The organism is Amycolatopsis sp. Poz14 (assembly GCF_006704225.1).
In the GTDB taxonomy this organism is placed as follows: Bacteria; Actinomycetota; Actinomycetes; order Mycobacteriales; family Pseudonocardiaceae; genus Amycolatopsis; species Amycolatopsis nivea.
The window spans coordinates 1,684,782-1,706,910 of the sequence record NZ_JACLHD010000001.1; the positions used below are offsets into that span (position 1 = coordinate 1,684,782).

The following is a 22,129-nucleotide window of genomic DNA, read 5'->3' on the forward strand; positions in this document are numbered from 1 at the left end:
GTCGCCGCTTGCGCAACCCAGTAGAGAATACTACTATCTTCTCAGCAACCAGAGAGGAATGAGAATTGAAAAAACTGGATCTTGTGGACAGCGACTACGACCGAGTCATGCTGCTCGCACGTGCGTGGCAGGTCTCAGGCGGTGAGGCGGTGCGACGTCTGCTCGACCATTTCGTCCGTGAGGTCGGAACGCCCGCCGCCGCTGGGCAGGAACCTGCTGATGACGGCGTGTCCATCTACGCCGACTACGGAGGCGAGCGCATCGAGGCGCTCTACCACAAAGCTACTAAGCGAGTCGACATTACGAGCGGCGTGCTCGCTGGGTGCTCGTACAAGAGCCCGAGCGGTGCGGCGATGGGGGTTGTCCAAGCACTCAACCCCAATGTGCACAACAACCGCAACGGATGGTCGTTCTGGTTCATCGCCGAGAACGGGGAAGCGCTGCAAACAATTCGGCCGTAGCCGGCCGCGTTCGAGTCTCTCTGCGGCGTGGCCCGCTCGTGCAGCACTGCTTGACCGGCGCGGGTTAAACGAAAAGCTGATCCAGATACCGATCGATCGCCACGCGCGCGGCGCGAGGATCGATCACGTCCAGCTCAAGCAGCGGCGTCAATCCAGTCAACGCGAGGACAAGATTCGTCTCGACGGCCGGGTCCCGATCCTCGGCGATGTGCCCGTCCGCGATGGCTTGCCGGATCATCTGTTCGACGAGTGCTCGTTTCTCGCGCAAGTCGTCGCGCAGCTTCGCGTGCAACTCAGGGTCGTGCAGGGCTTCGAGGACGTACGCGGCGCTCATCCGGCTGGTCGCGCGGGCGTCGGGGTGCAGCGGCAGCATCTCGGTGAGTGTCACCCGCAGCACCTCGCGGGGGTGCGTGACGTCCACGAGCCCCTCGGCGACCCGGTGCGACGTCTGCTCCGCGGCGAACTCCATCGCGAACGTGAGCATCGCCGTCCGGGTCGAGAAGTAGTGCTGAACCTGCCCGAGCGACGCGTCCGCCTCCCGGGCGACCTCGCGCATGGTCGCGCGGTTCCAGCCTTGCTGCGCCACCACCCGCCACAACGCGCGCGCGATCGCTTCCCGGCGCTCGCGGTGGTCGACCTTCTTCGGCACGGCAGCCCTTTCCCTCGTTCCAATACAAGTGACATAATACACTTGACTTGAAACCGGAGGGGGAACGAGAATGGACGACAAGACGCAGCCAGTGGTCCGGACGGTCGAGGGGGCCGTGGCGGGCCGCTGGCGAGCGGGGATGGCGGAGTTCCGCGGGATTCCGTACGCCCAGCCGCCGGTGGGCGATCTTCGGTTCGCTGCGCCGGTCCCGGTCTCGCCCTGGGAGGGCACGCGACAGGCGACCGAGTTTGGTCCGCTGCCTCCGCAATCCGGACCGGTCCAGGTGGAGTCGGCGCACGAAACGGACTGGCTCACCCTCAACGTCGCAACGCCCGACCCAGGGGCGGCTCTGCCCGTGCTGGTCTGGTTGCCAGGCGGCGGATACGTCATCTCGGTAAGCAGCGACCCGAGCTACGACCCGACGCTGCTGTGCGCGGCCGGGTTGGTCGTGGTGAGCGTGAACTACCGGGTCGGCGTCGAAGGGTTCGCGCTCATCGGCGGCGCTCCGGCCAACCGCGGCTTCCTCGACCAGATCGCAGCTCTGGAATGGGTGCAGCGCAACATCTCCCGCTTCGGCGGCGACCCCGCGCGAGTGTGCGTCGCCGGTCAGTCCGCGGGAGCGGGATCGGTCGCGTCCTTGCTCGTGACGGCGCAAGGCCTGTTCCAACGCGCCATCGCCCATTCCGTACCCGGTGCGTTCGTCCTCCCTTCGCTCGCCAAGCAGGTCACCGCGGCGCTGGCGAACGGGGAAGACCTCCGCAACGTCGACCCGTGGCAGCTGGCCGACAGACTCACCGCGTTCAACGCCAGCCTGTCCGGCCAACGCGACCGCTGGGGGCCGATGGCGCAAATCGGGGCCGGAGTTTGTCCTGTGCTGGACGAGGATTCCCTGCCGCAGACGCCCTGGTCGGCGCTCTCGGACGGCGTCGACCTCCTCGTCGGCCACACCCGCGACGAGTTCCGGCTGTTCTCCGTCATGGCCGGTCGAGTCGGCACGTTCACTGCCGACGACGTGCAACGGGCGCTCGACCTCTTTGCCCCGTCGCCAGACGGCTACCGCGCAGGCTATCCGGAAGCTAGCGCGGAGGAGTTGATGGAGACCGTCTACTCGGACGCGCTTTTCCGGATGCCGAGCCAGCAGTTGGCCGAAGTCAACGCTCTGGCGGGCGGCCGGTCGTACCTGTTCGAGCTGTGTCTGTCCGCGCCCGGTCTGGGCGCGTGTCACAGCCTCGACGTGTGTCTCGCTTTCGGAACTCTGGACAGTCCGGTCGGCCGCCAGGTCTTCGGCGAGATGCCTGGTGCCACCACGCTTCAGACGTCCGAGGAGCTTCGGCAGGCCTGGGTCAGCTTCGCAGCCACTGGCGATCCGGGGTGGGCCGCTTATCGTCCCGGCCAACGGCTGACCCGCGTGCTGGACGTCGAGTCGAAGACCGTTCCCTATCCGGCAGAAGCTTCACGGAAGATTTGGGAGCAGCACACCCCGGCCCCGTTCAGCCTTCCCGCTTAGTCATGCCGACCTGCCGATACCAGTCAAGAAGATCCGGCCGATCAACGCTCCCCGGATCAACCACGTTGTCCGGCTCTTCTCCGCGCAACAGCCGCTTCACCGGAACCTCGAGCTTCTTCCCCGTCCGAGTATGCGGAATCCCCGGTGCCGCAAGGATCTCGTCGGGAACATGCCGTGCGGAAGCACCTCGGCGGATGGCTGCGAGGATCCGGTGTCGCAGCGTTTCATCGAGACGTACCCCGTCGGTCAGCGTGACGAACAACGGCATCCAGTACCCGCCATCGTCCAGCTCAACGCCGACAACCAGCGCCTCCGCGACCTCCGGAAGTTCCTCGACCGGCCCGTAAATATCGCTGCTGCCCATGCGCACGCCGTGCCGATTCAGCGTCGCGTCCGAACGGCCGTGGATGATCACCGAACCGCGATCGGTGATGGTCGTCCAATCGCCGTGCCGCCACAGCCCCGGAAACGTGTCGAAATACGCGGCTCGGTACCGGCTGCCGTCGGGATCATTCCAGAACCGCACCGGCATGGACGGCATCGGCCGCCGCACGACCAGCTCACCGACCGCGCCGCGCACCGATTCCCCGTTGTGTCCCAGCGAATCGAGCGCGACACCGAGGCAAGGGGCGGACAACTCGCCCGCCCACACCGGCGTGGTGGGCGCCGCGCTCGCGAAGGCGGTGACGACGTCCGTCCCGCCGCTGCTGGAAACGACCTGCACTCGCGTCCCCAGTTCGCCCTCGACCCAGCGGTGCAGGTCAGCCGGGAACGTCGAGCCAGTGACGCCGAGCCGTACCAGCGCGCGCAGGTCATGGTCACCGAGCCGGACCCCGGCCTTGCGGCACGAGGCGAGGTAACCAGGACTGGTGCCGAGCGTGGTGACCTGCAGGCGAGCGGCCAGCTGCCACAACGCATCCGGGCGGCCGAACGTCGGACTGCCGTCGTAGCACACCGCGGTCGCTCCGGTGAGGAGAGCGCCGACGAGTGAGTTCCACAGCATCCAGCTCGGCGTCGTGTACCAGAGGATCCGGTCGCCAGGCCGCAGGTTCTGGTGGAACGCGGAATGTTTCAGCTGCTCGAGGACTACGCCGCCGTGTCCGTGCACTATCCCTTTAGGACGGCCGGTGGTCCCGGAGGAAAAGAGAACCCACAGCGGGTGCTCGAACGGAACGGGCACGGGTGCCAAGACAGCGTCGCCATTGACGATTGACGACCAGGGGATCGCGCCGGGCACCGAGTCATCGAGCACCACAGTCGCGACCAATGTGGACAGTCCGGCGCGCAAAGCCGCCACGTCGGCGCTGCGTTCGACGACGCGGCCGCCGTGCCGGGATTGGGTCGCGGTGATCAACACGGTCGGCGATAGCTGCGCGAACCGCGCGAGCGCGGCCGATCCGACGTAGTCCAACCCGCATCCGGCCCAGATCGCCCCGAGGCTCGCGGTCGCCAGGAACGCCACGATCGCCTCGACCGAATTGGGCAGGTAACCCACCACCCGGTCGCCCGGCGATACTCCCAATTCAGTCAGCGCCGCCGCGACCGAGCCGACTTGCCGGCGCAGCTCACCCCAGCTCAGCTCGACCGGCACCGCGTCCTCGGCCACCGCGATCACCGCAGTAGCGTCCTCGTCGCGATCCCGGAAGACCTCGGCCGCATAGTTCAACGTGCTCCCCGGGAACCAGACGCTGCCCGGCATCGCCTCGGTCGCCAGCGCCGGTTGTCCCTCCGGGCGCGCTGGCAGCCCGAAGTAGTCCCACACCGCGGACCAGAACCCGTCGAGATCCTGCACCGACCATTCCCACAGCGCCCGGTACCCGCTGGTCAGGTCGCGTCCGGTGCGGGCCGACGCGTACCGGGCGAAATCGGTGATCCGCGCGGTCATTCGAGTTCCCATTCCGCGACCGTGGTCCGCACATCCTTGGCGGCGAGGGCCTCGAACAGCGGCCGTCCGCCGGTGTCGGCGAGGGTGACGAACAGCCGGTTTCCGCCATCGGTGCAGCACGCGATGGGGAACGCGGTGCCGGTCTTGATCGTCTCGCGCACCGTGTTGTCCCGGACCAGCACAACTGCGTGTCCAGTCGTGGTCGCCACCCAAATCCCGTCGGGCGCGGGCCAGATTCCGTCCGGACGAGCGTCGGGGCCGACCAAACGCGCGAGGTCGGCGTAAAGCCGCCGGTCGGTCAGCGTGCCGTCCGGGTCGACAGTGAAGGCCGTCAGCCGTTGCGCCGCGGTCTCGGCGACGACCAGGGTGCGCCCACCGTCGAGGAAGGCGAGACCGTTCGGGAAGTCGAGGTCCTCGGCAGCGACAGTGGCTGAGCCATCGACGCCGATCCGCACCAAACGGCCTGGTCGCGGCGGTTCACCAGGGACGAACCCGACGTCGTCGACGTACAGATTGCCCTGCTCGTCACCGACGAGATCGCCGAGCGGACCAGCCACGGCGCTGAGATCCGCGTAGGTGGAGAACTGCCCGTCCGCCCAAACGCCGATGCGCTTCTCGTGCATCATGGCCGCGACCAGCCTGCCGTCGGGCAAGAACCACAGTCCGTTCGCCGGTGAGTCCAGCTTGGTGGCGCTCCAGGTCCCGCCGTGATCCGTCCACAGTCGACTGCCCTGGGTGTCCGACAGCCACAGCGCGCCCTGATGCCAGCGGGGTCCTTCGCCCCAGATCATCCCGGTGCCGTAAGGCTTCACGCGCGCACCTCCATGCGTCGCGCGAGTTCCTTCGTCGCCGTCTCGAGTTCCGCAGTGTCGGCCGCGAAGGCGAACACGTATCGGTCCGGGCGGATAATGGCCGCGGTGGCCGAATTCGCGGCCAACCATTCCTCGACCACCAGGCCGCCATCAGCGACCACCGCGACGTCGAGGTGCCGCCACAGTTCCGCGATCTCCGCCGATACGGCCTGTTTGCCGACGACGACGAAGTTGTATCCGGTGACCTCGTCGAGTCGCGTGCCGTCCGCGGCCCGGGGCTGCGGGCTGAGTCGGCTGACCGAGGTGCTCAGGCCGGGGCCGAGCGGCGGACGGAGCGGTTCGAGAGTCTGCGGCTCCGTCAGTTCCGGATGGGTGTCGCCGATGCCGAAGGACTCGATGAGGTTGGCCTGTCGGGCGGACTCGGCGATATATGGGCGAACGTGCGGGGCGCGCTCGGTCTCGTAGGTGTCGAGCAGGCTGTCGGGGCTGCCGCCCTGGACGACGGCGGCGAGTTTCCAGGCGAGGTTCGCCGCGTCGCGGAGTCCGGAACACATGCCCTGCCCGAGCATCGGCGGCATCTCGTGCGCGGCGTCGCCGGCGAGGAGCAGCCTGCCGGAACGCCAGCCGTGCACGAGCCGCGCGTGCCATTCGTAAGTGTCGGCGCGCATGATGCGGTAGCTGCCCGGTTCGATCCAGCGGCTGAGGGCGTCGTACACCGCCTGCGGACGTTCGAGCGCGGCGGCGTCGTCTCCGTCGAGGAGCATGAATTCGAACCGCAGCATTGGGGGAAAGATCGGCACATAGGTGATCGGCCGTTGTCCCTGGCACAGAATGAATCCGGATTCCTGGGGCAGCGCCGGCGGATGTTGGAACGGATGGATGTCGACGATGAGCGAACGTTGCGTTCCCTCGAGATCTTCGACCTCGGCGTTCATCAGCCGCCGGACGAATGAATTCGCCCCGTCCGAGCCGACGGCGTAGGCCGCGGTCAGCGTCCTGACCTGGTCCCGGCCGGTCACGGTGAGGCGGACGGCGTCGACGTACTGGGTGATTTCGGTGACGGACCAGCCGAACCACAGGTCGACGTTCGGGTCGTTCGCGAGCAAACCGCGCAGCCGGGATTCGAAATCCGGTTGGTGGAACTGGTAATCCGTGCGCCAGCCCTGTCCGGATTCTTCCCGGGCGTGGGCGAATTCGAGGAATGGCGTGCCGTCCGGCAGTTGCAGCGTCCATCCGGTCTGCCGCAGGAACCGGTCCTCCAGATCGGCCGCGCCCAGCGTTTGCAGAGTGCGCATCGATTCGTCGTCGAGATGAGTCGCCCGCGGATGGTGGCAGACGATCCGGTTCGGATCGATCGCGGCGACCCGCAGTCCTTTCGCGCTGAGCAGCCGCGCGAGGGTCAGGCCGACCGGACCGCAGCCCACGACCGCGATGTCGTACGTGTCCATGACTGTTCCTTCGTTCAAGCCGGTTCTTCGACCGGTTGCGACGCGGGGGTTTCGGCGGTGCGGCGGAAACTTCCGAGGACGACAGTGAGGATCGCCCCGAGGATCGCCGGTACCGCGAAAAGCAGGAAATTCCACTGTGGAGCGAACCCGGCGGCAAGGACCGATCCGCCGAGCACCGGCCCGGCGATCGCGCCGATCCGGCCGATTCCCAGCGCGACGCCGATCGCGCTGGCCCGGGCGTGCGCTGGATAAGTGCGGGCGACGTACACGTTGATCAGCCCCTGCACACCGAACGCGCCCGCGCCGCCGATCAACACGATCACCGACAGCACCGGCAATGGCGACCGAACGCTCAAGGCAGCCATAGCTCCTGCGGCAACGACAAAACAGGCGATGATCGGGATTCGCGATCCCGCCCGGTCGGCGAGCGCCGCGATCGCGAGACCGCCGACCGTCGCGCCGACATTGACCAGGGTCAGGAACATCAGCGAGGAATCCAGCGGATACCGCGCGGCCTGCATCAATTGCGGCAACCAGGTGTTGATCCCGAAAATGAGCAAGAACGAACAGATCACCATGGCGCAGAACAGCACGGTCGTTCCGGTATACGGCGGGCGCAACACGACGCGCAGACCGCGTGCTCCGGTCGGCTCTCGGCGGTAGACCGGTGATTCGGGAAGCCACCGGTAAGTCATCGGCACCAGCAGCAACCCGACCGCTCCGCCGACGAGATACTCGGGCCGGAAGTTGTCTCCGCTCAGGAACGCCGCGGCTACAACAGCGGCCAGCGAACCGCCGATGGTAACTCCACATTGGACGATTGCCGAACTGAGGTTCTTCCGTTTCGGCGGCGCGAGTTCGAAGATCAGCGGCCCCATCGCGGGGTAGACCGCGCCGACTCCCAGTCCGACGAGAAGCCTGCTGGCACCGAACAATTCCGGATTGGGCGCGAACGCACAAGCGAACATGCCCAGCGAGACGATCGCGATGCTGAGCAAAGTCGTCCGGCGGCGCCCGTGCCGATCAGTGAGCGGCCCGACCAGCAGTGCGCCGAAAAGCATGCCCACTGGCGTGAGGCTGCCCAACGTGCCTAGTTCGGGAAGGGAAAGCTGCCACGGTTGATGGCGGAGCAACAGGGGCGTCGTCGCGCCGTAAGCGACGAGGTCGTATCCCTCCAGTGTCATGACGGCCAGCCCGATCGCGATGGCTCGCCACGGCATCTTCATGTGCTCGCCTTGTCCGTGGAAAGGTGTAGCACCCGTTCGGCGTTGCCGTGGCTGATCTTCTCCCGGTCGCGGTTGCTGATCGGTGCTTGCTCGAGGAACTGGACGGCCTCTGCAGTGTCTTCGAAGGGATAGTCGACGGCGAACATGATCGCGTCCGCTCCGACGGCCAGTACCGCCCCGGCGAGCGCGGCCGGGGAACAAACCCCGCTGGTGGTGATCAGGATGTTGTCGCCGAAGTATTCCGACGGTTTCCGCGCGAGAGTCCGGAGTTCCTGCCGGTCGTAGCGCGAATCGAGACGCGCGAGCTGAAACGGCAGGAACTCGCCCAGGTGACCGAGGATGAGAGTGGCCCCCGGATGCCGGTCGAAGACGCCGCCGAAAACCAGCCGTAGCGCGTGTCCGCTTGTCTCGGCCGCCCAGCTCCACAATGGACCGCGCAGTTCGGGGCGTCCGTCGAGTACGTTCCAGGATTCGGCTGGGGGAGCGCCCGGGTGAAGGTAAAGCGGCACGTTCAGTTCTTCGAGGGCGGACCACACCGGTTCGTAGCGCGGGTCGTCGAGGTAGGTGCCGTTGGTGTGGTCGTTGACGAGAGCTCCGCTGAGCCCGAGTTCACCGACGGCGCGGTGAAGTTCCGTCACCGCCGCCTCCGGACTCTGGAGCGGCAACGCGGCCAGGCCGCGGAACCGATCCGGATGCGCGGCAATTACTTCGGCTAGATGGTCATTGGCGATCCGAGCATCCTTGACCGCCTGGTCGGCATCGGTCAGCCCTTGAATACCGGGTGCGGTCAGGGAAAGCACCTGAACATCGATGCCGTTCGCGTCCATTTCCGGCAGCCGGTATGTCGTGTAGTCGCACAACCGTTTCCCCCAGTCCTCGACCCACCGCGCGGCGGTTTCCGTCTTGGGCACTGGGTATCCGGCCTGCAGTTCGGGAAGCGCGAACGCTTCTTCCATGGCGATGTAACGCAAGATGATGGCCTTTCCGCTCAGCTGCCTTCGGCGTGCGCGCCGGTCATGTGCGCCGCCAGGTCCTCCGGATTGATGAACGACGGCGGGGGCGGCGGGCCCCATTCGTAGAGCGACCGCATGCCCTCGAACGACCGCGGCGTCCAGAGCTGGTCGTCGACGATGGCGTCCATGTCGGAGTAGTACTCGGCGAAGTTCCCGGCGGGATCCTTGAGGTACCAGAAGAAATTCGACCCGATGTGGTGGCGGCCGAGACCCCAGACGTGCCGTTCCGGATGCTCGGCGAGCATGCCCATCGCTCCGCGGCCGACTTCGTCCACATCGGACACCTGCCAGGACGTGTGGTGCAGGAAATTGAGCGGAGCCTGCTGCACCAGCAGGTTGTGGTGATCGGTGGAGCACCGCAGGAACGCCGCCCGGCCCGGAACCACGTCGCTGACCTTGAACCCGATGCCGTCGGTGAAGAACCGCTGGGTCGATTCCTGCTCGACCGTCCCGATCACGACGTGCCCCAGCGCGAGCGGCCGCACCGGCCCGGTCCGCGACAACACGGGCGCGCGAGTATTGGCGCGGTCCAACCGGCCAGGCCCGTTGTACGGAGTCGCCGCCACCGGTGCGCGGACCAGCCGCGGCGCGACGACCGCTTCGACGGCGATGTCCGCGATCGGCTCCCGGGCGTGCAGCGTGTCGGCCTCGCGCTGCACCGGAAAGCCGAGCCGGTCGAGGTTGGCGGCGATCCGAGCGAGGTCGTCGGCGTCGTCGACCGCGACGGTCAAACCCAGCAGGCGGCGGACATGCGAGTGCGCGAGCACGAACTGCTCGCCGCCCTCGACCGTGGCGAACCTGCCCGGTGTGAGCTGCGTGAGCCCGAAGTCGGCGTAGTAGCCGGCGGTGCCCGCGACGTCGGGCACTCCGACGGTCAGCGACTTCAATCTGTGCAGTGCCATGGAATCGCTCCCTTCACCCGGCGACGCAGGTCTGCCGGAGCTGTCCGATGCCCTCGATCTGGGTGACGACCTCGTCGCCCGGCCGCAGGTAGCGCCGCGGGGACCGCGAATGCCCGACCCCCGAGGGCGTGCCGGTGAAGATCAGGTCGCCGGGAAGGAGCGGGCACACCGCCGAGAGCCGCGCGATCAGTTCGGCGACCGAGAAGACCATTGACGACGTGCGCGCCTTCTGCACGCTCTCGCCGTTGACCAGGCACTCGATCGCGAGGTCGTCGGGGTCGGCGAACTCGTCCGCGGTCACCAGCACCGGCCCGGTGGGAGCGAACCCCGGGAACGACTTGCCGAGCGAGAACTGCGGCACCGGCCCCGCCGCCTGGACGACTCGCTCGGAAAAGTCCTGTCCCACGGTCAATCCCGCCACATGCAGCCAGGCGTCCTCGGCCGCGGTTTTCTCCGCCCGGCGGCCGATCACCACCACGAGTTCCGCTTCCCAGTCGACGAACTCGCTCGGCAGCTTCAGCTCCGTGTCCGGCCCGGTGAGGGACGTGGCGAACTTCGTGAAAGTGGCCGGCGACTCCGGAAGCTCGAGCCCGGCTTCCTGCGCGTGCTCGCGGTAATTCAGCCCGATGGCGAAGATCTGCCGAGGCTTCGGCGAAGGGCTCCCCGCGAGACCCTCGGGCGCGGCCGGTCCGTCGGTCGTCGTCCGCCCCCACTCCGCGAACTCGCTCCAGCGCTCGAAAACCGCGAGCGGATCGGCCGGGAACCGCCCGCCGCTCGCCCCTTCGACGTCGATCGCCCTGTCATTGAGCACTAGGCACATCCGGCCGGCCCGTGTCGTCGTTTGCATTCTCCGCGTCCTTCCGCTGCTTCCCGGCCAGTGAACACCGCTGAATCTCGATAAGTCAACTAAATCTCGAGATTATGGCGAGTATGCGGAACCAGGTACGATCTGCGACATGACTGGCGCTCGCAGCACGACCCGCGTCGAGGACGTTTACCTGCGTCTTCGCGCCGACATCCTCAACGGCCGGCACGCGCCCGGAACTCGGCTGCGCGTCGAAGCGCTCAAAGGGGACTACGACGCCAGCAGCGGCGTCCTGCGCGAAGCGCTGCCCCGGCTGGTCGGCCAAGGACTCGCGACTTTCGCGCCACAGCAAGGGTTCCGGGTCATCGACGTCTCCCCGGACACCCTGCAAGACCTCACCGAGGCGCGCGTGGTCGTCGAAACGCACGTGGTCCGCGAATCCCTCGCGCACGGCACCATCGAATGGGAGTCCGACCTGCTCGCGGCGCACCACAATCTCGCCCGCACCACGTTCGCCGACGAGTCAGACGCGATCAACGAGCGCTGGCTGTCCGCGCACGCCCGGTTCCACCAGGTCCTGCTGGAGGGCTGCCCGAACCAGCACCTGCGCACGGTGGCGACCCAGCTGCGCGAATCGGCCGAGGTCTACCGGTGCTGGGCCCGCGCCTCGAGCGAGGACAACCACCGCGACGTCGCGGCGGAACACCGGCTGATCTGCGAACGCGCGATCGAACGAGACGTCGCGGGCACGGTCGAGGCCCTGCGGGACCACATCGAGTTGACTACGAAGCTGCTGCTCGACGGGTATCGGAGCCGGGAAGAGGGCGACGGATAGTGGTGGTCATGCCTCGAGTTTTGCCTGCGTGCGGACCTGGCGTCCAAGACTGGTTCGCTATCCGGCGATAACCTGACGGCATCGGATCTCGAAAGTCTTGCGGCAAACAAGTTCTCTCAACTCCGAGCGAGAAACCGCCGCTGCTCCGCCGCCGCGTCCAAGTCCTCCGGGCTGTCGCCGCCGAACCCGCCGTGCGGCATCGCCTCGAACACGTGCAGTTCGGCTGCCACGCCGGCGGCGCGCAATTTCCGATGCATCCGGACCGTGTTCGACAGGAACAGATCGCGGGTACCGCTCCGGAGGAAGGTGCGCGGGAAGCCGGAAACGTCACCGAAGATCGGGGACAGGTACGGATCCCGCAGGTCGGCACCCGCTGCGTAGAGGGCGTTCGTGGGAGCCAGACTGCGGAGGATGTTGTCGACACCGTCCAGCGTCTGGAAGGTGTCGCCGGATTCGGTCAGGTCGACTTGCGGTGTGTTGAGCACCAGCGCGGCCGGCATCGGCAACCCGGCGTCCTTGGCGCACAACAAAAGCGCGGCCGCGATGTTTCCTCCCGCGGAATCGCCGCCGACGAACACCTGCGACGGATCACGCTCCCGCAACGCGTGCTGGTACACGGACATCGCATCATTCAGTGCCGCCGGATGCGGATAGAGCGGCGGCAGTCGATAGTCCACGCCCCACACGAGCATGCCGGTCGACAAGGCGGTCCTGGCCGTTGTCGCCCGGCACGCGTCCCCGCCGCCGACCAGGAGGCCGCCGGGATGCATCCACAGGAAGACGGCGTCGTCATCGACCCCATGCGGCCGCGCGGCGTACCCGGCGGCTCCGTCGACCTCGAAGTCCTCGACGTGCACCGGCAGTCCAGTGACCGGAAACCGCTGGGCTGTCGACTGATTCGCCCGAGCCGCCATCGCGAGCCAGCCATCCGTGTCGTCGGCAGCCGGATAGGTCAACTCACCGGCGTCGAGGGCGAGCCAAGACCGTGCTTGCTCGCTGATCGTCGACGGCGCGGGAAACACGCGCTCGCTCATGACTGGGCTCCCCTCTGCCAGGTAGTATCTTAACTAACTAAATTTAGTGACACAAGGAAGTGGTTTCCGGATGCCCAGAACCAGCGAACGCGGCGGCCCGCGGACGCGCGCCCGGATCCTGGCGGTCGCGAACCGGCTGTTCGTGGAGCGCGGGTACGAAGCCGTGACCGTTGCCGAGATCGCGCGGGAGGCCGGGGTTTCCAGCGTGACGGTCTTCAACCACTTCGCGCGAAAGGAAGACCTCTTCCTGGACCGAGCGGCCGACGCCGTGGATCTGCTGCGCGCGGCAGTCCGAGACCGCGCGCCGGACGCCGATATCCTGACCTCCTTGCAGGACCTGTGCTTCCGCCTGTGCGACGACTGTGCGCCGCTGTCCGGGATCAGCGCCAATTCCGTACCGTTTTTCTGGACGGTCGCCGGTTCCCCCGCCCTGATCGCCCGCGCGCGAGCCATCGGTTCCGAACTCCAGTCCGTCCTCGCCGAGGAGCTAGCCCAAGACCCCGCCTTCGACGGCGACGGGTTTTTGCTCGCGGCCTTCTTTATCGCTGGCTACAGCGCGGTGCTCGTGGAAACCGTCCGCCGCCGTATCGAGGGCGAGCCGGACCGCGCGGTGGCGAAGAACCACCGCGTCCGTCTCGATCAGCTGTTCACGGCACTGCGCGACGGCGTCGTGGCGCGCTGACGAGCAAGACGACCGCTGCGGCCGCGGTGCAGATCGCGAGGGCGGTGCCGGGTGCCGTGGTTTCCGTCGTCGCGCCGAGGAGACCCGAGCCGGCAGCGGCACCGAGGTTGACCGCGGTGTTGATCCAGCTGCTCGCTTCGGTCCGCACGGTGGGATCGGTGCGCGCGTCAGCCGCTAGGTACCCGACGATGAGCAGCGGTGCGATGAAGCCGCCCGCTATGCCGATGCCGACGACCAGCACTGGCGTGGACCCGATGAGCCCAGCGGTCGCGCTGACGCCGATCAGCGCTGTGCCGAGAACGAGCAGTTGTCGTTCGACCGACATCCGCGGATTGAGGCGGCCATACAGCAAACCGCCGAGCGCGCTCGCCCCTGCGAACAGGGCCAGGACGACGCCGGGCAGAACTGCGGAACCCTCGGCCGCGCCCACGGCCGGTGCCACGATCTCGACCGCGCCGAGGATGATTCCCGGAGCCATGATGGCGACCACCACCGGGAGAAAACCGGGCGACCGCAACGGTTTCGGCGCTTCCGCGGTTCGCTTGGTGCGGTGTCCGCGCTGTTGCCGGGACAGCGGGCTGAGCACGAAAAGGCCGCTCCCCGTGGCGACGAGGCTGGCCGAGACGTAAAGCGCCAGCGCCGGATCCGCGAGCGCGGTGAGGATTGCGGAAGTCAACGGCCCGACCGCGAAAATCAGCTCTTCGGCGACCGCGTCCAGGCTCAGTCCTCGAGTGCGAAGCGGTCCGCTGGCGAGCGCCGCCGACCACACCACGCGCATCGTCGATCCGAACGGCGGGAGCGACAACCCCGCGACGGCGCCAAGACCCAGCAAGAAGGGCAAGGGCGCGCCCGGATCCATGGCGAACACCACGAGCGCCATCGTGTGGACCGCGCCCAGCGTGGACAAGACGGTTGCCTGGCCGAATCGGTCGACGGCGCGCGCTCGCCAGGGTGTCGCGACGACGTTGGCGATTCCCAGCGTGGCCGTGACGGCTCCGGCGGCGGCGAACGACCCGCTGCCGGATTCGAGGAGGAACACGAGCGCGAGCCCGGACATCGCCAACGACGATCGGCCAAGGATGCTCGGCAGGAAGGAGCGCACCACGTGGGGCTGGCGCAGCGCGGTCCAGTAGGAAGGGTGTTCAGGTGACACGTCGTTCTCCAGGGCACAGCGCGAGTCGAGGCGCGCGGCTGACGGGGTCCTGCGCCGAAAACGGCGCGTTGAGACCCGCCCGGGCCGGTGCTGGATCTGCGAGGGGCGGGTCGCAGGACCGTCAGCTGAAGAGAACGATGAACTGGAACATCGCCGCGACCATAGCAGCGGCGGCGCGTCCGGCGGTCACCATTTTCGCGCGGACTCCAGCCAGCAAGCCTTCCGAACCAGCCGATGAACCTCCGCTCCTTCTGGATCGGTTACGCAACTCGGCGGCGCCCATCCGAAGAAGTCACTCAAGTGGGTGACCAGCAACCGGGTCGACTGCTGTTCTCGGCCGCTCCGGTGGACCAGCCGCGTCACCTGGTCGTGTCTGGTTTCGAAACCGTGAACAACAGTAGGTAATCTTCCGTAACGGGTGCGGGGAGCCGCCTCCAACCCACGGTTTGCCGGAGGGCTTCGTTGATCAAGCTCATGTTCGCCGACGACGAGGAACTAGTTCGGTCGGGGCTGCGCGCCATGATGTCCGGGGCGTCGGACATCGAGATCGTGGGCGAGGCGAGCGACGGCAGATCGGCGGTCGAGGTCGCCCGTCGCTATCACCCTGACGTCGCGCTGCTCGACATCAAGATGCGCGCCCCTGACGACGGCATTCGCGCGCTCCGGGCCATTCTCGCGCTGCCCGATCCGCCGACCGTCGCCATGCTCACCACCTTCGACATCGACGAGTACGTCAGCCTCGCGCTGCGGCTCGGCGCCAACGGCTTCCTGCTGAAGGACATCGACCCGGCGGCGTTGCTGCGGGCCGTGCGCGACCTGGCCAAGGGCGGTGCCGTCCTCGATCCGGGCGTGGCCGTGCGCATGGTGCAGAGCCACCGCGACGAGCAGCGGGCCGCGCAGCCGGCGCGCAAGCTCCTGGCCTCGCTGTCCGAACGCGAACGCGAGGTCGTCGCGCTGATCGGGCAGGGTCTGTCGAACGCCGAGATCGGCGGGCGGCTGCACCTGTCCGAGGCGACGGTGAAGGGGTACGTCTCGGCGGTGCTGTCGAAGATCGGCGCGGCCAACCGGGTGCAGGCCGCGCTCCTGGCCTACCGCGGCGGGCTTCTCGACCAGTAGAACCAGCACATGCTGCTGACCGCGCTCGAGTTCCTCGGGCTGGTGGCGTTCGCGGCGTCCGGGGCGCTGGCCGCGGTCCGGGCGCGGCTGGACGTGTTCGGGGTCGTCGTGGTCGGCCTGACCACGGCACTCGGCGGCGGCATCATCCGCGACGTGCTCCTCGGCATCCATCCGCCGACGTCCCTGCGCAACTGGCCGTACCTGGCCGTCTGCGCGGTGACAGCTCTGGTCGTGTTCGCCTTCCACCCGCAGGTCGCCCGGCTGCGCCACGCCGTGCTGCTCGCGGACGCGGTCGGGCTCGGAGTGTTCGCCACGGCCGGGACGACGCTGGCGCTGAACGCGGGCGCGACCGGGTACGCCGCGTGTCTGATCGGCATGACCAGCGGCATCGGCGGCGGCGCGGTCCGCGACCTGCTGCTGCGGGAGATCCCGCTCGTGCTGCGCAAGGAGATCTACGCGATGGCCGCGCTGACCGGTGCGGTGTGTGTCTGGGCGGGGCACGCGCTGCACCTCCCGGCCGGCGCGGTCACGACCGTCTCGGCGGTGGTCGTGGTCGCGATCCGCGTGCTCGCTCTCTGGCGACACTGGAACGCCCCGGTCGCCCGGCCGCCGGAAGAGCGCTCGTTGTGATTTCCGCGTCCGCGACCCCCGGCGCGGCCAGTGCGAATGTGCCGCCCTGTCCGCGGTCGTCCGGAAATGCTCTTTGTGTGTTCTGCGTGTGTTCTTAGGCGGGTCTCAGCACTCTGCGTAAGACTGACGGCATGCGCATCCTCGTAGTGGACGACGACCGTGCCGTCCGTGAATCGCTCAGGCGGTCTTTGGAGTTCAACGGCTACACCGTGGAGCTCGCGAGCGATGGTGCGCAGGCGTTGGAGACGATCCTCGCCAACCGTCCGGACGCGATGGTTCTCGACGTGATGATGCCGCGCCTCGACGGGCTCGAAGTGGCCCGCCGGCTCCGCAGCACCGGCGACGACCTGCCGATTCTCGTGCTGACCGCCCGCGACACCGTCTCCGACCGGGTCTCCGGCCTCGACGCCGGCGCCGACGACTACCTGCCCAAGCCGTTCGCCCTGGAGGAGCTGCTCGCCCGGTTGCGCGCCCTGCTGCGCCGCGCCGCGCCGGACGCTCAGCAGGGCGAGACGTCGGAGGTGCTGTCGTTCGCCGACCTCACGCTGGACCCGGGCACTCGCGAGGTCCGCCGCGGCGGTCGCGAGATCAGTCTCACCCGCACCGAGTTCGCGCTGCTCGAGCTGTTCCTCTCGTACCCCAAGCACGTGCTGACCCGCGGAAGGATCCTGGAGGAAGTATGGGGTTACGACTTCCCGACGTCGGGCAACGCGCTGGAGGTCTACGTCGGCTATTTGCGCCGCAAGACGGAAGCGGACAACGAACCGAGGCTGATCCACACGGTGCGTGGAGTGGGGTACGTCCTGCGCGAGACCCCGCCGTGACCGACTACCCGGCGGGTGCGCACGCCGCGCCGGAGGGGGAGGTCCCGGATCCGCGGGGCACCCGGTGGACCACCCGGCGGTTCTCGCTGCGCGGCCGCGTCACGCTGCTGGCCGCGGCGTGCGTCGCGGGTGCGGTGGCGCTCGTGTCCCTGTGCGCGTACCTCGTGGTGCGCAACAACCTCCTTACTCAGCTCGACGACAACCTGCTGGCCCGCGCACAAGCCGCGGCGAACTCGCCGCAGGTGCCGACCGACCAGTTGCGCGAGGTCCCGGGGGCACTGCTGGCCAGCGCTGACCTGCAGATCGGCCAGCTCAACGGCCTCACCGGCGACCTGATCTATCCGCAGCCGGGCACGCGGCCGCCGGTCGGCCCGTCCGAGATGCGCGTCGCGACCGGCGTGCTTCCGCAGTCGCTGCGCACCGACGCGGCCACCGGCATGCGCGTGGTCGCGGTGCCGCTCGGGCACGGGCAGGCGATCGTGCTGGCCCAGTCGATGGCTCCGACGATGCGCGCGCTGAACCAGCTGTCCGTGGTGCTGTTCCTCGTCGGCGGTGCCGGGATCGTGGTGGCCGCGGGCGCGGGCACGGCCGTCGCGCGCGCCGGATTGCGCCCCGTCGACCGGCTGACCTCAGCTGCCGAACGGGTAGCCGCGACCGGCGACCTGCGCCCGATCCCGGTGAGCGGCGATGACGAACTCGCCCGGCTCACGCACAGCTTCAACATCATGCTCGGCACGGTCGCGGACTCGCAGGAACGGCAGCGGCAACTGGTCGCCGATGCCGGGCACGAGCTGCGGACCCCGCTGACTTCCATGCGCACCAACCTGGAACTGCTGCTGTCGGCCAGTCGCCCGGGCGCGCCGTCGCTGCCGGACGAAGATCGCGCCGACATCGAGGCCGACATTCGCGGCCAGCTCGACGAGCTGACCCAGCTCATCGGCGACCTGGTGGAGCTGGCGCGGCAGGACGAACCGCGCGAGCAGGCCGAACGCGTCGACCTGATGGACGTGGTCGAGCGCGCGCTCGACCGGGCGCGCCGGCGGGCGGGCGAGATCGAGTTCGAGGTCGCGCTGCAGCCGTGGGTCCTCACCGGCGACAACAGCTCGCTCGAGCGGGCGGTGCTGAACCTGCTGGACAATGCGGTGAAGTTCTCGCCGCAGGGTTCGCGGGTGCGGGTCACGCTGCGTCCGCTCGGCGACGGCACCGCGGTGGTCGAGGTCGCGGACTCCGGACCGGGCATCGCCGAGGAAGACCTGCCCAAGGTGTTCGACCGTTTCTACCGCTCTTCGGAGGCACGCACCCTGCCCGGTTCCGGCCTCGGGCTGGCGATCGTGAAGCACGCCGCCGAACGGCACGGCGGCACGGTTTACGCCAACCGGGCACCGGAAGGCGGCGCTCTGCTCACCATCCGGCTACCAGGGGCGCCGGTCGCCTGAGCGGCCCGCCACGCATGGCTGTCGCCCGGCAGGGGGACGCTTGATCTGCACGTCGCGCACACCTGATGTTGAATCGTGTAGGATTTTGTGCAGTTGATGGGTGTGCTTGGGGAGTGGCGGTGCTCGCGCGGCAGCGACAGGCGGTGATCCTCGAGGAAGCACGCCGGACCGGTGCGGTCCGGGTCAGTGACCTCGTCGCGAGGCTCGGCGTCTCCGACATGACGGTCCGCCGGGACCTCGACGTGCTCGCGGGCCGCGGCCTGGTCGAGAAGGTCTACGGCGGCGCGACGTCGCTGGTCGGCAAGAGCACCGACGAACCGGGGTTCGAGGCGAAATCGGTGCGCCAGCGCGCACAGAAGGAAGCCATCGCCGAACTGGCGGCCACCCTCGTCAAGCCGGGCACCGCGATCGGCCTGTCCGCGGGCACCACCACCTGGACGCTCGCGCACGCGCTCGACGGCGTCGAGGGCCTCACCATCGTCACCAACTCGATCCAGGTCGCCGATGTGCTGCGCAACGCGGGACAGCCGGAACGCACGGTGGTCCTCACCGGCGGGGTGCGCACCCCCTCGGACGCGCTGGTCGGCCCGGTCGCCGTGCAGAGCCTGCGGACACTGCACCTCGACTTGGTGTTCCTCGGCGTGCACGGCATGGCGGTGGGGCCCGGGTTCACCACCCCGAACCTCACCGAGAGCGAAACCGACCGCGCGCTGGTGGAGGCCGGACGGCGGCTGGTGGTGCTCGCCGACCACACGAAGTGGGGCACCGTCGGCATTTCCACGATCGCGGACCTGGAAGAAGCACAGGTCGTGGTGACCGACGACGGACTGGACGACCGCGCGCGGGAAGACCTCGCGGAGCGGGTCGGAGAACTCATGATCGCCGAAACGGCGGAGAACCTCGAGGCAGAAGAAGCGTGAAACGCACTGCGGCGCACCTGGCCGACGGCCGGGAGATCATTTATTTCGACCACACCGACGACCGTGAACGGATCGCCGAGGACACCCGGGACCTGCCGCCGGTCGCGGCGGCCTCGGAGATCCGCCGCGACCCGCTGACCGGCGAGTGGGTCGCGATGGCGGCGCACCGCCAGACGCGCACGTACAAGCCGCCCGCCAACCTCTGCCCGCTCTGCCCGACCCGGCCGGGCAAGCCGAGCGAAATCCCCGAAGCCGACTACGACGTGGTCGTCTTCGAGAACCGGTTCCCGTCGTTCTCGCAGCAGGCGACCGGCGAACCGTCCACTGTGGACGGATTGGGCCTCGTCCCGACCGCGCCGGGACTCGGCCGCTGCGAGGTCGTGTGCTTCACGAGCGACCACGACGGCGCGTTCTCCCGGCTGACTCCGGAACAGGTGCGCCTCGTGGTGGACGCCTGGGCTGACCGCACGGCCGCGCTCGCGCAGACGCCTGGCGTGGAACAGGTCTTCCCGTTCGAGAACCGCGGCGAAGAAATCGGCGTCACGCTCTCGCACCCGCACGGCCAGATCTACGGCTACCCGTTCGTCACGCCGAAGACCGAGCGGATGCTGGCGGTCGCGCGCGAGCACGGCGGCTCGGTGCTCGGCGACGTGCTGGCGGCGGAACGGAAATCGGGCGAGCGCGTGATCGCGACCGGCGAGCACTGGACGGCGTTCGTGCCGCCTGCCGCGCGCTGGCCGGTGCACGTCCAGATCGTGCCGCACCGGCAGACACCGGACCTCCCGTCGCTCACCGACGCCGAGCGCGATGACTTTTCCCGCGTGTACCTCGACGTGCTGCGCCGGTGTGACGCGCTGTACGACCGGCCGCTGCCGTACATCGCGGGCTGGCATCAGGCTCCGGTGCGGCGGGACCGCGAGCTGTCGTGGCTGCATCTGGAGCTGTTCTCCGTGCTGCGGGCCAAGGACAAGCTGAAGTACCTGGCCGGATCCGAGTCGGGCATGGCGGTCTGGATCAACGACGCCACCCCGGAACAGATCGCGGAACGGCTTCGTTCGGCAGGCTGACCGGAACTCGCGGCATACTCATCTACGAAACACAGGTTCGACTCAGGAACCTCTCAGGCCCAGCCGCTTAGGTGAGGACATGACCGAGAACGACCCCCACGTGCCCGACTCCGCGGCGGGTCGCCAGGACCCGGGCGCCCAGCCGGGCGCCGAAGGCCAGGCGGCCTGGCAGCAGACCCCGGCTCAGCCGGACCAACCCGCTTCCGGCGGCGACGCGAACCAGTCGGCTTCCAGCGCCACTGGTTCGACCGCCGCGTACGGTTCGGCCGCTGAGGGCTCGGCGGGAACGTCCGGCACTGGCACGGCGAGCGGCGACGCTTCCGGTGCGTACGGAGCGCCTGCGGGGCAGTACGGTGCCGCTCCGACGTACGGGGCCGCTGCTCCGGCTGGCAGCACGCCGAATCCGTGGTCGGCCCAAGGCGCGGCCGCACCGCACGCTGGCGCGCCCCAGAGCGGCGCGATCCCCGGCGCGCAGCAGCCTTACGGCAGCCAATACCCCGGCGGCACGCACACTCCGCCCGCCGGAGCCCCGGCCAATCCTTACGGCGCACCGGGAACCTCGGTGTACGGCGTCCCCGCGCAGCGCGAGAAGAAGGGTTCGGCGGGCAAGCTCCTCGCGAGCGTCGCCGCGATCTCGCTCGTGATCGGCGGCGTGGCGGGCGGAACCGTCGGGTACCTGACCGGCGGGTCCGGTTCGTCGGTGAGCGCGCTCGACGCGCCGAAACCCGCGCAGCAGACCGGCAACGTGCCGGCCGGCTCGGTCGAATCGGTGGCGCAGAAGCTGTCGCCGAGCGTGGTCGAGCTGCAGGTGTCCGGCCGGACCGCGGCGGGCGAGGGCTCCGGCTTCGTGATCAGCAGCGACGGCTACATCCTCACCAACAACCACGTCGTCCAGGTCGCCGCGAACGGCGGCCAGATCCAGGCCGTGTTCCAGGACGGCAAGAAGGCCGCGGCGAAGGTTGTCGGCCGTGACCCGACCACGGACATCGCCGTGGTCAAGGTGTCCGGCGTCAGCAACTTGAAGCCGGTCGAACTGGGCCGCTCCGACGACCTGCGGGTCGGCCAGCAGGTGGTGGCCATCGGTTCGCCGTACGAGCTGACCGGCACGGTCACCTCGGGCATCGTCAGCTCGCTGCACCGCCCGGTGCAGGCGGGCGGCGACGAAACCGACCAGACCACGGTGATGGACGCGATCCAGACCGACGCCGCGATCAACCCCGGCAACTCGGGCGGTCCGCTGTCGAACATGAACGGCCAGGTCATCGGCATCAACTCGGCCATCTACAGCCCGAACTCGGGCCGCGGCCAGGGCAGCGGCAGCGAGGGCGGCAACGTCGGCATCGGCTTCGCCATCCCGATCGACCAGGCGCGCCGCACCGCGCAGGACATCATCAAGACCGGGCACGCGACCCAGACGTTCATCGGCGCGAAGGTCACCGACGCGCCCCAGGGCGGCGCTCAGCTCGGCGACATCACGCCGGGCAGCCCGGCGGAGAAGGCGGGCCTGAAGTCCGGCGACGTGGTGACCAAGATCGACGACCGCGTCATCGACAGCGCCAACACGCTCGTCGCCGCGATCCGCACCCGCGCCCCGAACGACCAGACCACCTTCACCCTCGCCGACGGACGCACGGTGCAGGTCACCTTGGGCGGACAGGCGGTACCGGCCAACTAGTTCGCTCGGCCGCCGAGGCGCGGCCGAGACCAGCCACGGCTCGACCCCC

At 68.6% G+C, this 22,129-nt stretch carries 21 protein-coding genes; 11 read left to right on the top strand and 10 right to left on the bottom strand.

Annotated elements, in window-relative coordinates; translation table 11 throughout:
* The first annotated feature begins 65 nt into the window (after positions 1 to 65).
* Positions 66 to 461, top strand: coding sequence for a hypothetical protein (locus FKO37_RS08395; protein ID WP_051171969.1), 396 nt, complete (start codon positions 66 to 68; stop codon positions 459 to 461).
* 64 nt (positions 462 to 525) lie between these two features.
* On the opposite strand, the gene FKO37_RS08400 is transcribed toward FKO37_RS08395, so the two are convergent.
* The gene (locus FKO37_RS08400) at positions 526 to 1,110 is read right to left on the bottom strand and encodes a TetR/AcrR family transcriptional regulator (RefSeq protein WP_037811096.1); all 585 of its coding nucleotides are present in this window, start codon (positions 1,108 to 1,110) and stop codon (positions 526 to 528) included.
* Positions 1,111 to 1,180: 70 nt separating this feature from the next.
* Between FKO37_RS08400 and FKO37_RS08405 the strand changes: the two genes are divergently transcribed.
* Positions 1,181 to 2,617: a carboxylesterase/lipase family protein gene (locus FKO37_RS08405; RefSeq protein ID WP_238604156.1), complete on the top strand. Its 1,437-nt coding sequence runs from the start codon at positions 1,181 to 1,183 to the stop codon at positions 2,615 to 2,617.
* On the opposite strand, the gene FKO37_RS08410 is transcribed toward FKO37_RS08405, so the two are convergent.
* From FKO37_RS08410 to FKO37_RS08440, 7 genes are read right to left on the bottom strand one after another with little or no spacing between them, the layout of a single operon-like run.
* Positions 2,601 to 4,514 carry an acetoacetate--CoA ligase gene (locus FKO37_RS08410; RefSeq protein WP_238604157.1) on the bottom strand — a complete coding sequence of 638 codons (1,914 nt, stop codon included), beginning with the start codon at positions 4,512 to 4,514 and terminating at the stop codon, positions 2,601 to 2,603. The genes FKO37_RS08405 and FKO37_RS08410 overlap by 17 nt on opposite strands.
* Positions 4,499 to 5,314, bottom strand: coding sequence for an SMP-30/gluconolactonase/LRE family protein (locus FKO37_RS08415; protein ID WP_238604158.1), 816 nt, complete (start codon positions 5,312 to 5,314; stop codon positions 4,499 to 4,501). Before FKO37_RS08415 ends, FKO37_RS08410 begins: the two co-directional genes overlap by 16 nt.
* Entirely contained in the window at positions 5,311 to 6,762 is a 1,452-nt protein-coding gene (locus tag FKO37_RS08420; protein ID WP_238604159.1) for a bifunctional 3-(3-hydroxy-phenyl)propionate/3-hydroxycinnamic acid hydroxylase, read from the bottom strand. The genes FKO37_RS08415 and FKO37_RS08420 overlap by 4 nt, the downstream gene beginning before the upstream one ends.
* A gap of 14 nt (positions 6,763 to 6,776) precedes the next feature.
* Positions 6,777 to 7,988, bottom strand: coding sequence for an aromatic acid/H+ symport family MFS transporter (locus FKO37_RS08425; RefSeq protein WP_238604160.1), 1,212 nt, complete (start codon positions 7,986 to 7,988; stop codon positions 6,777 to 6,779).
* The gene (locus FKO37_RS08430) at positions 7,985 to 8,959 is read right to left on the bottom strand and encodes an amidohydrolase family protein (protein WP_238604161.1); all 975 of its coding nucleotides are present in this window, start codon (positions 8,957 to 8,959) and stop codon (positions 7,985 to 7,987) included. The genes FKO37_RS08425 and FKO37_RS08430 overlap by 4 nt, the downstream gene beginning before the upstream one ends.
* 17 nt (positions 8,960 to 8,976) lie before the next feature.
* On the bottom strand, positions 8,977 to 9,903 hold the full coding sequence (locus tag FKO37_RS08435; protein ID WP_238604162.1) for a VOC family protein: 927 nt from the start codon (positions 9,901 to 9,903) through the stop codon (positions 8,977 to 8,979).
* A gap of 13 nt (positions 9,904 to 9,916) precedes the next feature.
* Positions 9,917 to 10,750, bottom strand: a complete 834-nt coding sequence (locus FKO37_RS08440) for a fumarylacetoacetate hydrolase family protein (protein ID WP_134729278.1) — start codon at positions 10,748 to 10,750, stop codon at positions 9,917 to 9,919.
* A gap of 109 nt (positions 10,751 to 10,859) precedes the next feature.
* Between FKO37_RS08440 and FKO37_RS08445 the strand changes: the two genes are divergently transcribed.
* Positions 10,860 to 11,543, top strand: a complete 684-nt coding sequence (locus FKO37_RS08445; protein ID WP_037811108.1) for a GntR family transcriptional regulator — start codon at positions 10,860 to 10,862, stop codon at positions 11,541 to 11,543.
* 116 nt (positions 11,544 to 11,659) lie between these two features.
* On the opposite strand, the gene FKO37_RS08450 is transcribed toward FKO37_RS08445, so the two are convergent.
* Positions 11,660 to 12,577 carry an alpha/beta hydrolase gene (locus FKO37_RS08450; RefSeq protein ID WP_238604163.1) on the bottom strand — a complete coding sequence of 306 codons (918 nt, stop codon included), beginning with the start codon at positions 12,575 to 12,577 and terminating at the stop codon, positions 11,660 to 11,662.
* Positions 12,578 to 12,647: 70 nt separating this feature from the next.
* Between FKO37_RS08450 and FKO37_RS08455 the strand changes: the two genes are divergently transcribed.
* Complete coding sequence (locus tag FKO37_RS08455; protein WP_238604164.1) at positions 12,648 to 13,259, top strand: TetR/AcrR family transcriptional regulator; 612 nt, start codon at positions 12,648 to 12,650, stop codon at positions 13,257 to 13,259.
* Here FKO37_RS08455 and FKO37_RS08460 read toward each other — a convergent pair.
* A complete protein-coding gene (locus tag FKO37_RS08460) occupies positions 13,225 to 14,412 on the bottom strand; it encodes an MFS transporter (protein ID WP_238604165.1) in 1,188 nt (395 codons plus the stop codon). The genes FKO37_RS08455 and FKO37_RS08460 overlap by 35 nt on opposite strands.
* Positions 14,413 to 14,874: 462 nt before the next feature.
* Here FKO37_RS08460 and FKO37_RS08465 point away from each other — a divergent pair, with 462 nt between their 5' ends.
* The 7 genes from FKO37_RS08465 (at position 14,875) to FKO37_RS08495 (ending at position 22,080) form a co-directional block, all read left to right on the top strand.
* Positions 14,875 to 15,528 (top strand): response regulator transcription factor, encoded by a 654-nt coding sequence (locus tag FKO37_RS08465; RefSeq protein ID WP_009083595.1) that lies wholly within the window; start codon positions 14,875 to 14,877, stop codon positions 15,526 to 15,528.
* Positions 15,529 to 15,537: 9 nt separating this feature from the next.
* Positions 15,538 to 16,158, top strand: a complete 621-nt coding sequence (locus FKO37_RS08470) for a trimeric intracellular cation channel family protein (protein ID WP_134665171.1) — start codon at positions 15,538 to 15,540, stop codon at positions 16,156 to 16,158.
* Positions 16,159 to 16,289: 131 nt separating this feature from the next.
* The gene (locus FKO37_RS08475; protein WP_037811118.1) at positions 16,290 to 16,982 is read left to right on the top strand and encodes a response regulator transcription factor; all 693 of its coding nucleotides are present in this window, start codon (positions 16,290 to 16,292) and stop codon (positions 16,980 to 16,982) included.
* Complete coding sequence (locus FKO37_RS08480) at positions 16,979 to 18,418, top strand: HAMP domain-containing sensor histidine kinase (protein ID WP_134665169.1); 1,440 nt, start codon at positions 16,979 to 16,981, stop codon at positions 18,416 to 18,418. Before FKO37_RS08475 ends, FKO37_RS08480 begins: the two co-directional genes overlap by 4 nt.
* Positions 18,419 to 18,537: 119 nt before the next feature.
* The gene (locus tag FKO37_RS08485; protein ID WP_238604166.1) at positions 18,538 to 19,338 is read left to right on the top strand and encodes a DeoR/GlpR family DNA-binding transcription regulator; all 801 of its coding nucleotides are present in this window, start codon (positions 18,538 to 18,540) and stop codon (positions 19,336 to 19,338) included.
* Positions 19,335 to 20,405 (top strand): galactose-1-phosphate uridylyltransferase, encoded by a 1,071-nt coding sequence (gene galT, locus FKO37_RS08490; RefSeq protein ID WP_238604167.1) that lies wholly within the window; start codon positions 19,335 to 19,337, stop codon positions 20,403 to 20,405. Before FKO37_RS08485 ends, galT begins: the two co-directional genes overlap by 4 nt.
* Before the next feature lie 79 nt (positions 20,406 to 20,484).
* On the top strand, positions 20,485 to 22,080 hold the full coding sequence (locus tag FKO37_RS08495; protein WP_238604168.1) for a S1C family serine protease: 1,596 nt from the start codon (positions 20,485 to 20,487) through the stop codon (positions 22,078 to 22,080).
* The last annotated feature ends 49 nt before the right edge of the window (positions 22,081 to 22,129 follow it).

Bases quoted from the DNA above. Each gene is read 5' to 3' on its own strand.
- FKO37_RS08405 (WP_238604156.1), top strand. From the start codon at position 1,181: ATGGACGACAAGACGCAGCCAGTGGTCCGGACGGTCGAGGGGGCCGTG.
- FKO37_RS08410 (WP_238604157.1), bottom strand. From the start codon at position 4,514: ATGGGAACTCGAATGACCGCGCGGATCACCGATTTCGCCCGGTACGCG.
- FKO37_RS08420 (WP_238604159.1), bottom strand. From the start codon at position 6,762: ATGGACACGTACGACATCGCGGTCGTGGGCTGCGGTCCGGTCGGCCTG.
- FKO37_RS08425 (WP_238604160.1), bottom strand. From the start codon at position 7,988: ATGAAGATGCCGTGGCGAGCCATCGCGATCGGGCTGGCCGTCATGACA.
- FKO37_RS08435 (WP_238604162.1), bottom strand. From the start codon at position 9,903: ATGGCACTGCACAGATTGAAGTCGCTGACCGTCGGAGTGCCCGACGTC.
- FKO37_RS08440 (WP_134729278.1), bottom strand. From the start codon at position 10,750: ATGCAAACGACGACACGGGCCGGCCGGATGTGCCTAGTGCTCAATGAC.
- FKO37_RS08445 (WP_037811108.1), top strand. From the start codon at position 10,860: ATGACTGGCGCTCGCAGCACGACCCGCGTCGAGGACGTTTACCTGCGT.
- FKO37_RS08450 (WP_238604163.1), bottom strand. From the start codon at position 12,577: ATGAGCGAGCGCGTGTTTCCCGCGCCGTCGACGATCAGCGAGCAAGCA.
- FKO37_RS08455 (WP_238604164.1), top strand. From the start codon at position 12,648: ATGCCCAGAACCAGCGAACGCGGCGGCCCGCGGACGCGCGCCCGGATC.
- FKO37_RS08470 (WP_134665171.1), top strand. From the start codon at position 15,538: ATGCTGCTGACCGCGCTCGAGTTCCTCGGGCTGGTGGCGTTCGCGGCG.
- FKO37_RS08475 (WP_037811118.1), top strand. From the start codon at position 16,290: ATGCGCATCCTCGTAGTGGACGACGACCGTGCCGTCCGTGAATCGCTC.
- FKO37_RS08495 (WP_238604168.1), top strand. From the start codon at position 20,485: ATGACCGAGAACGACCCCCACGTGCCCGACTCCGCGGCGGGTCGCCAG.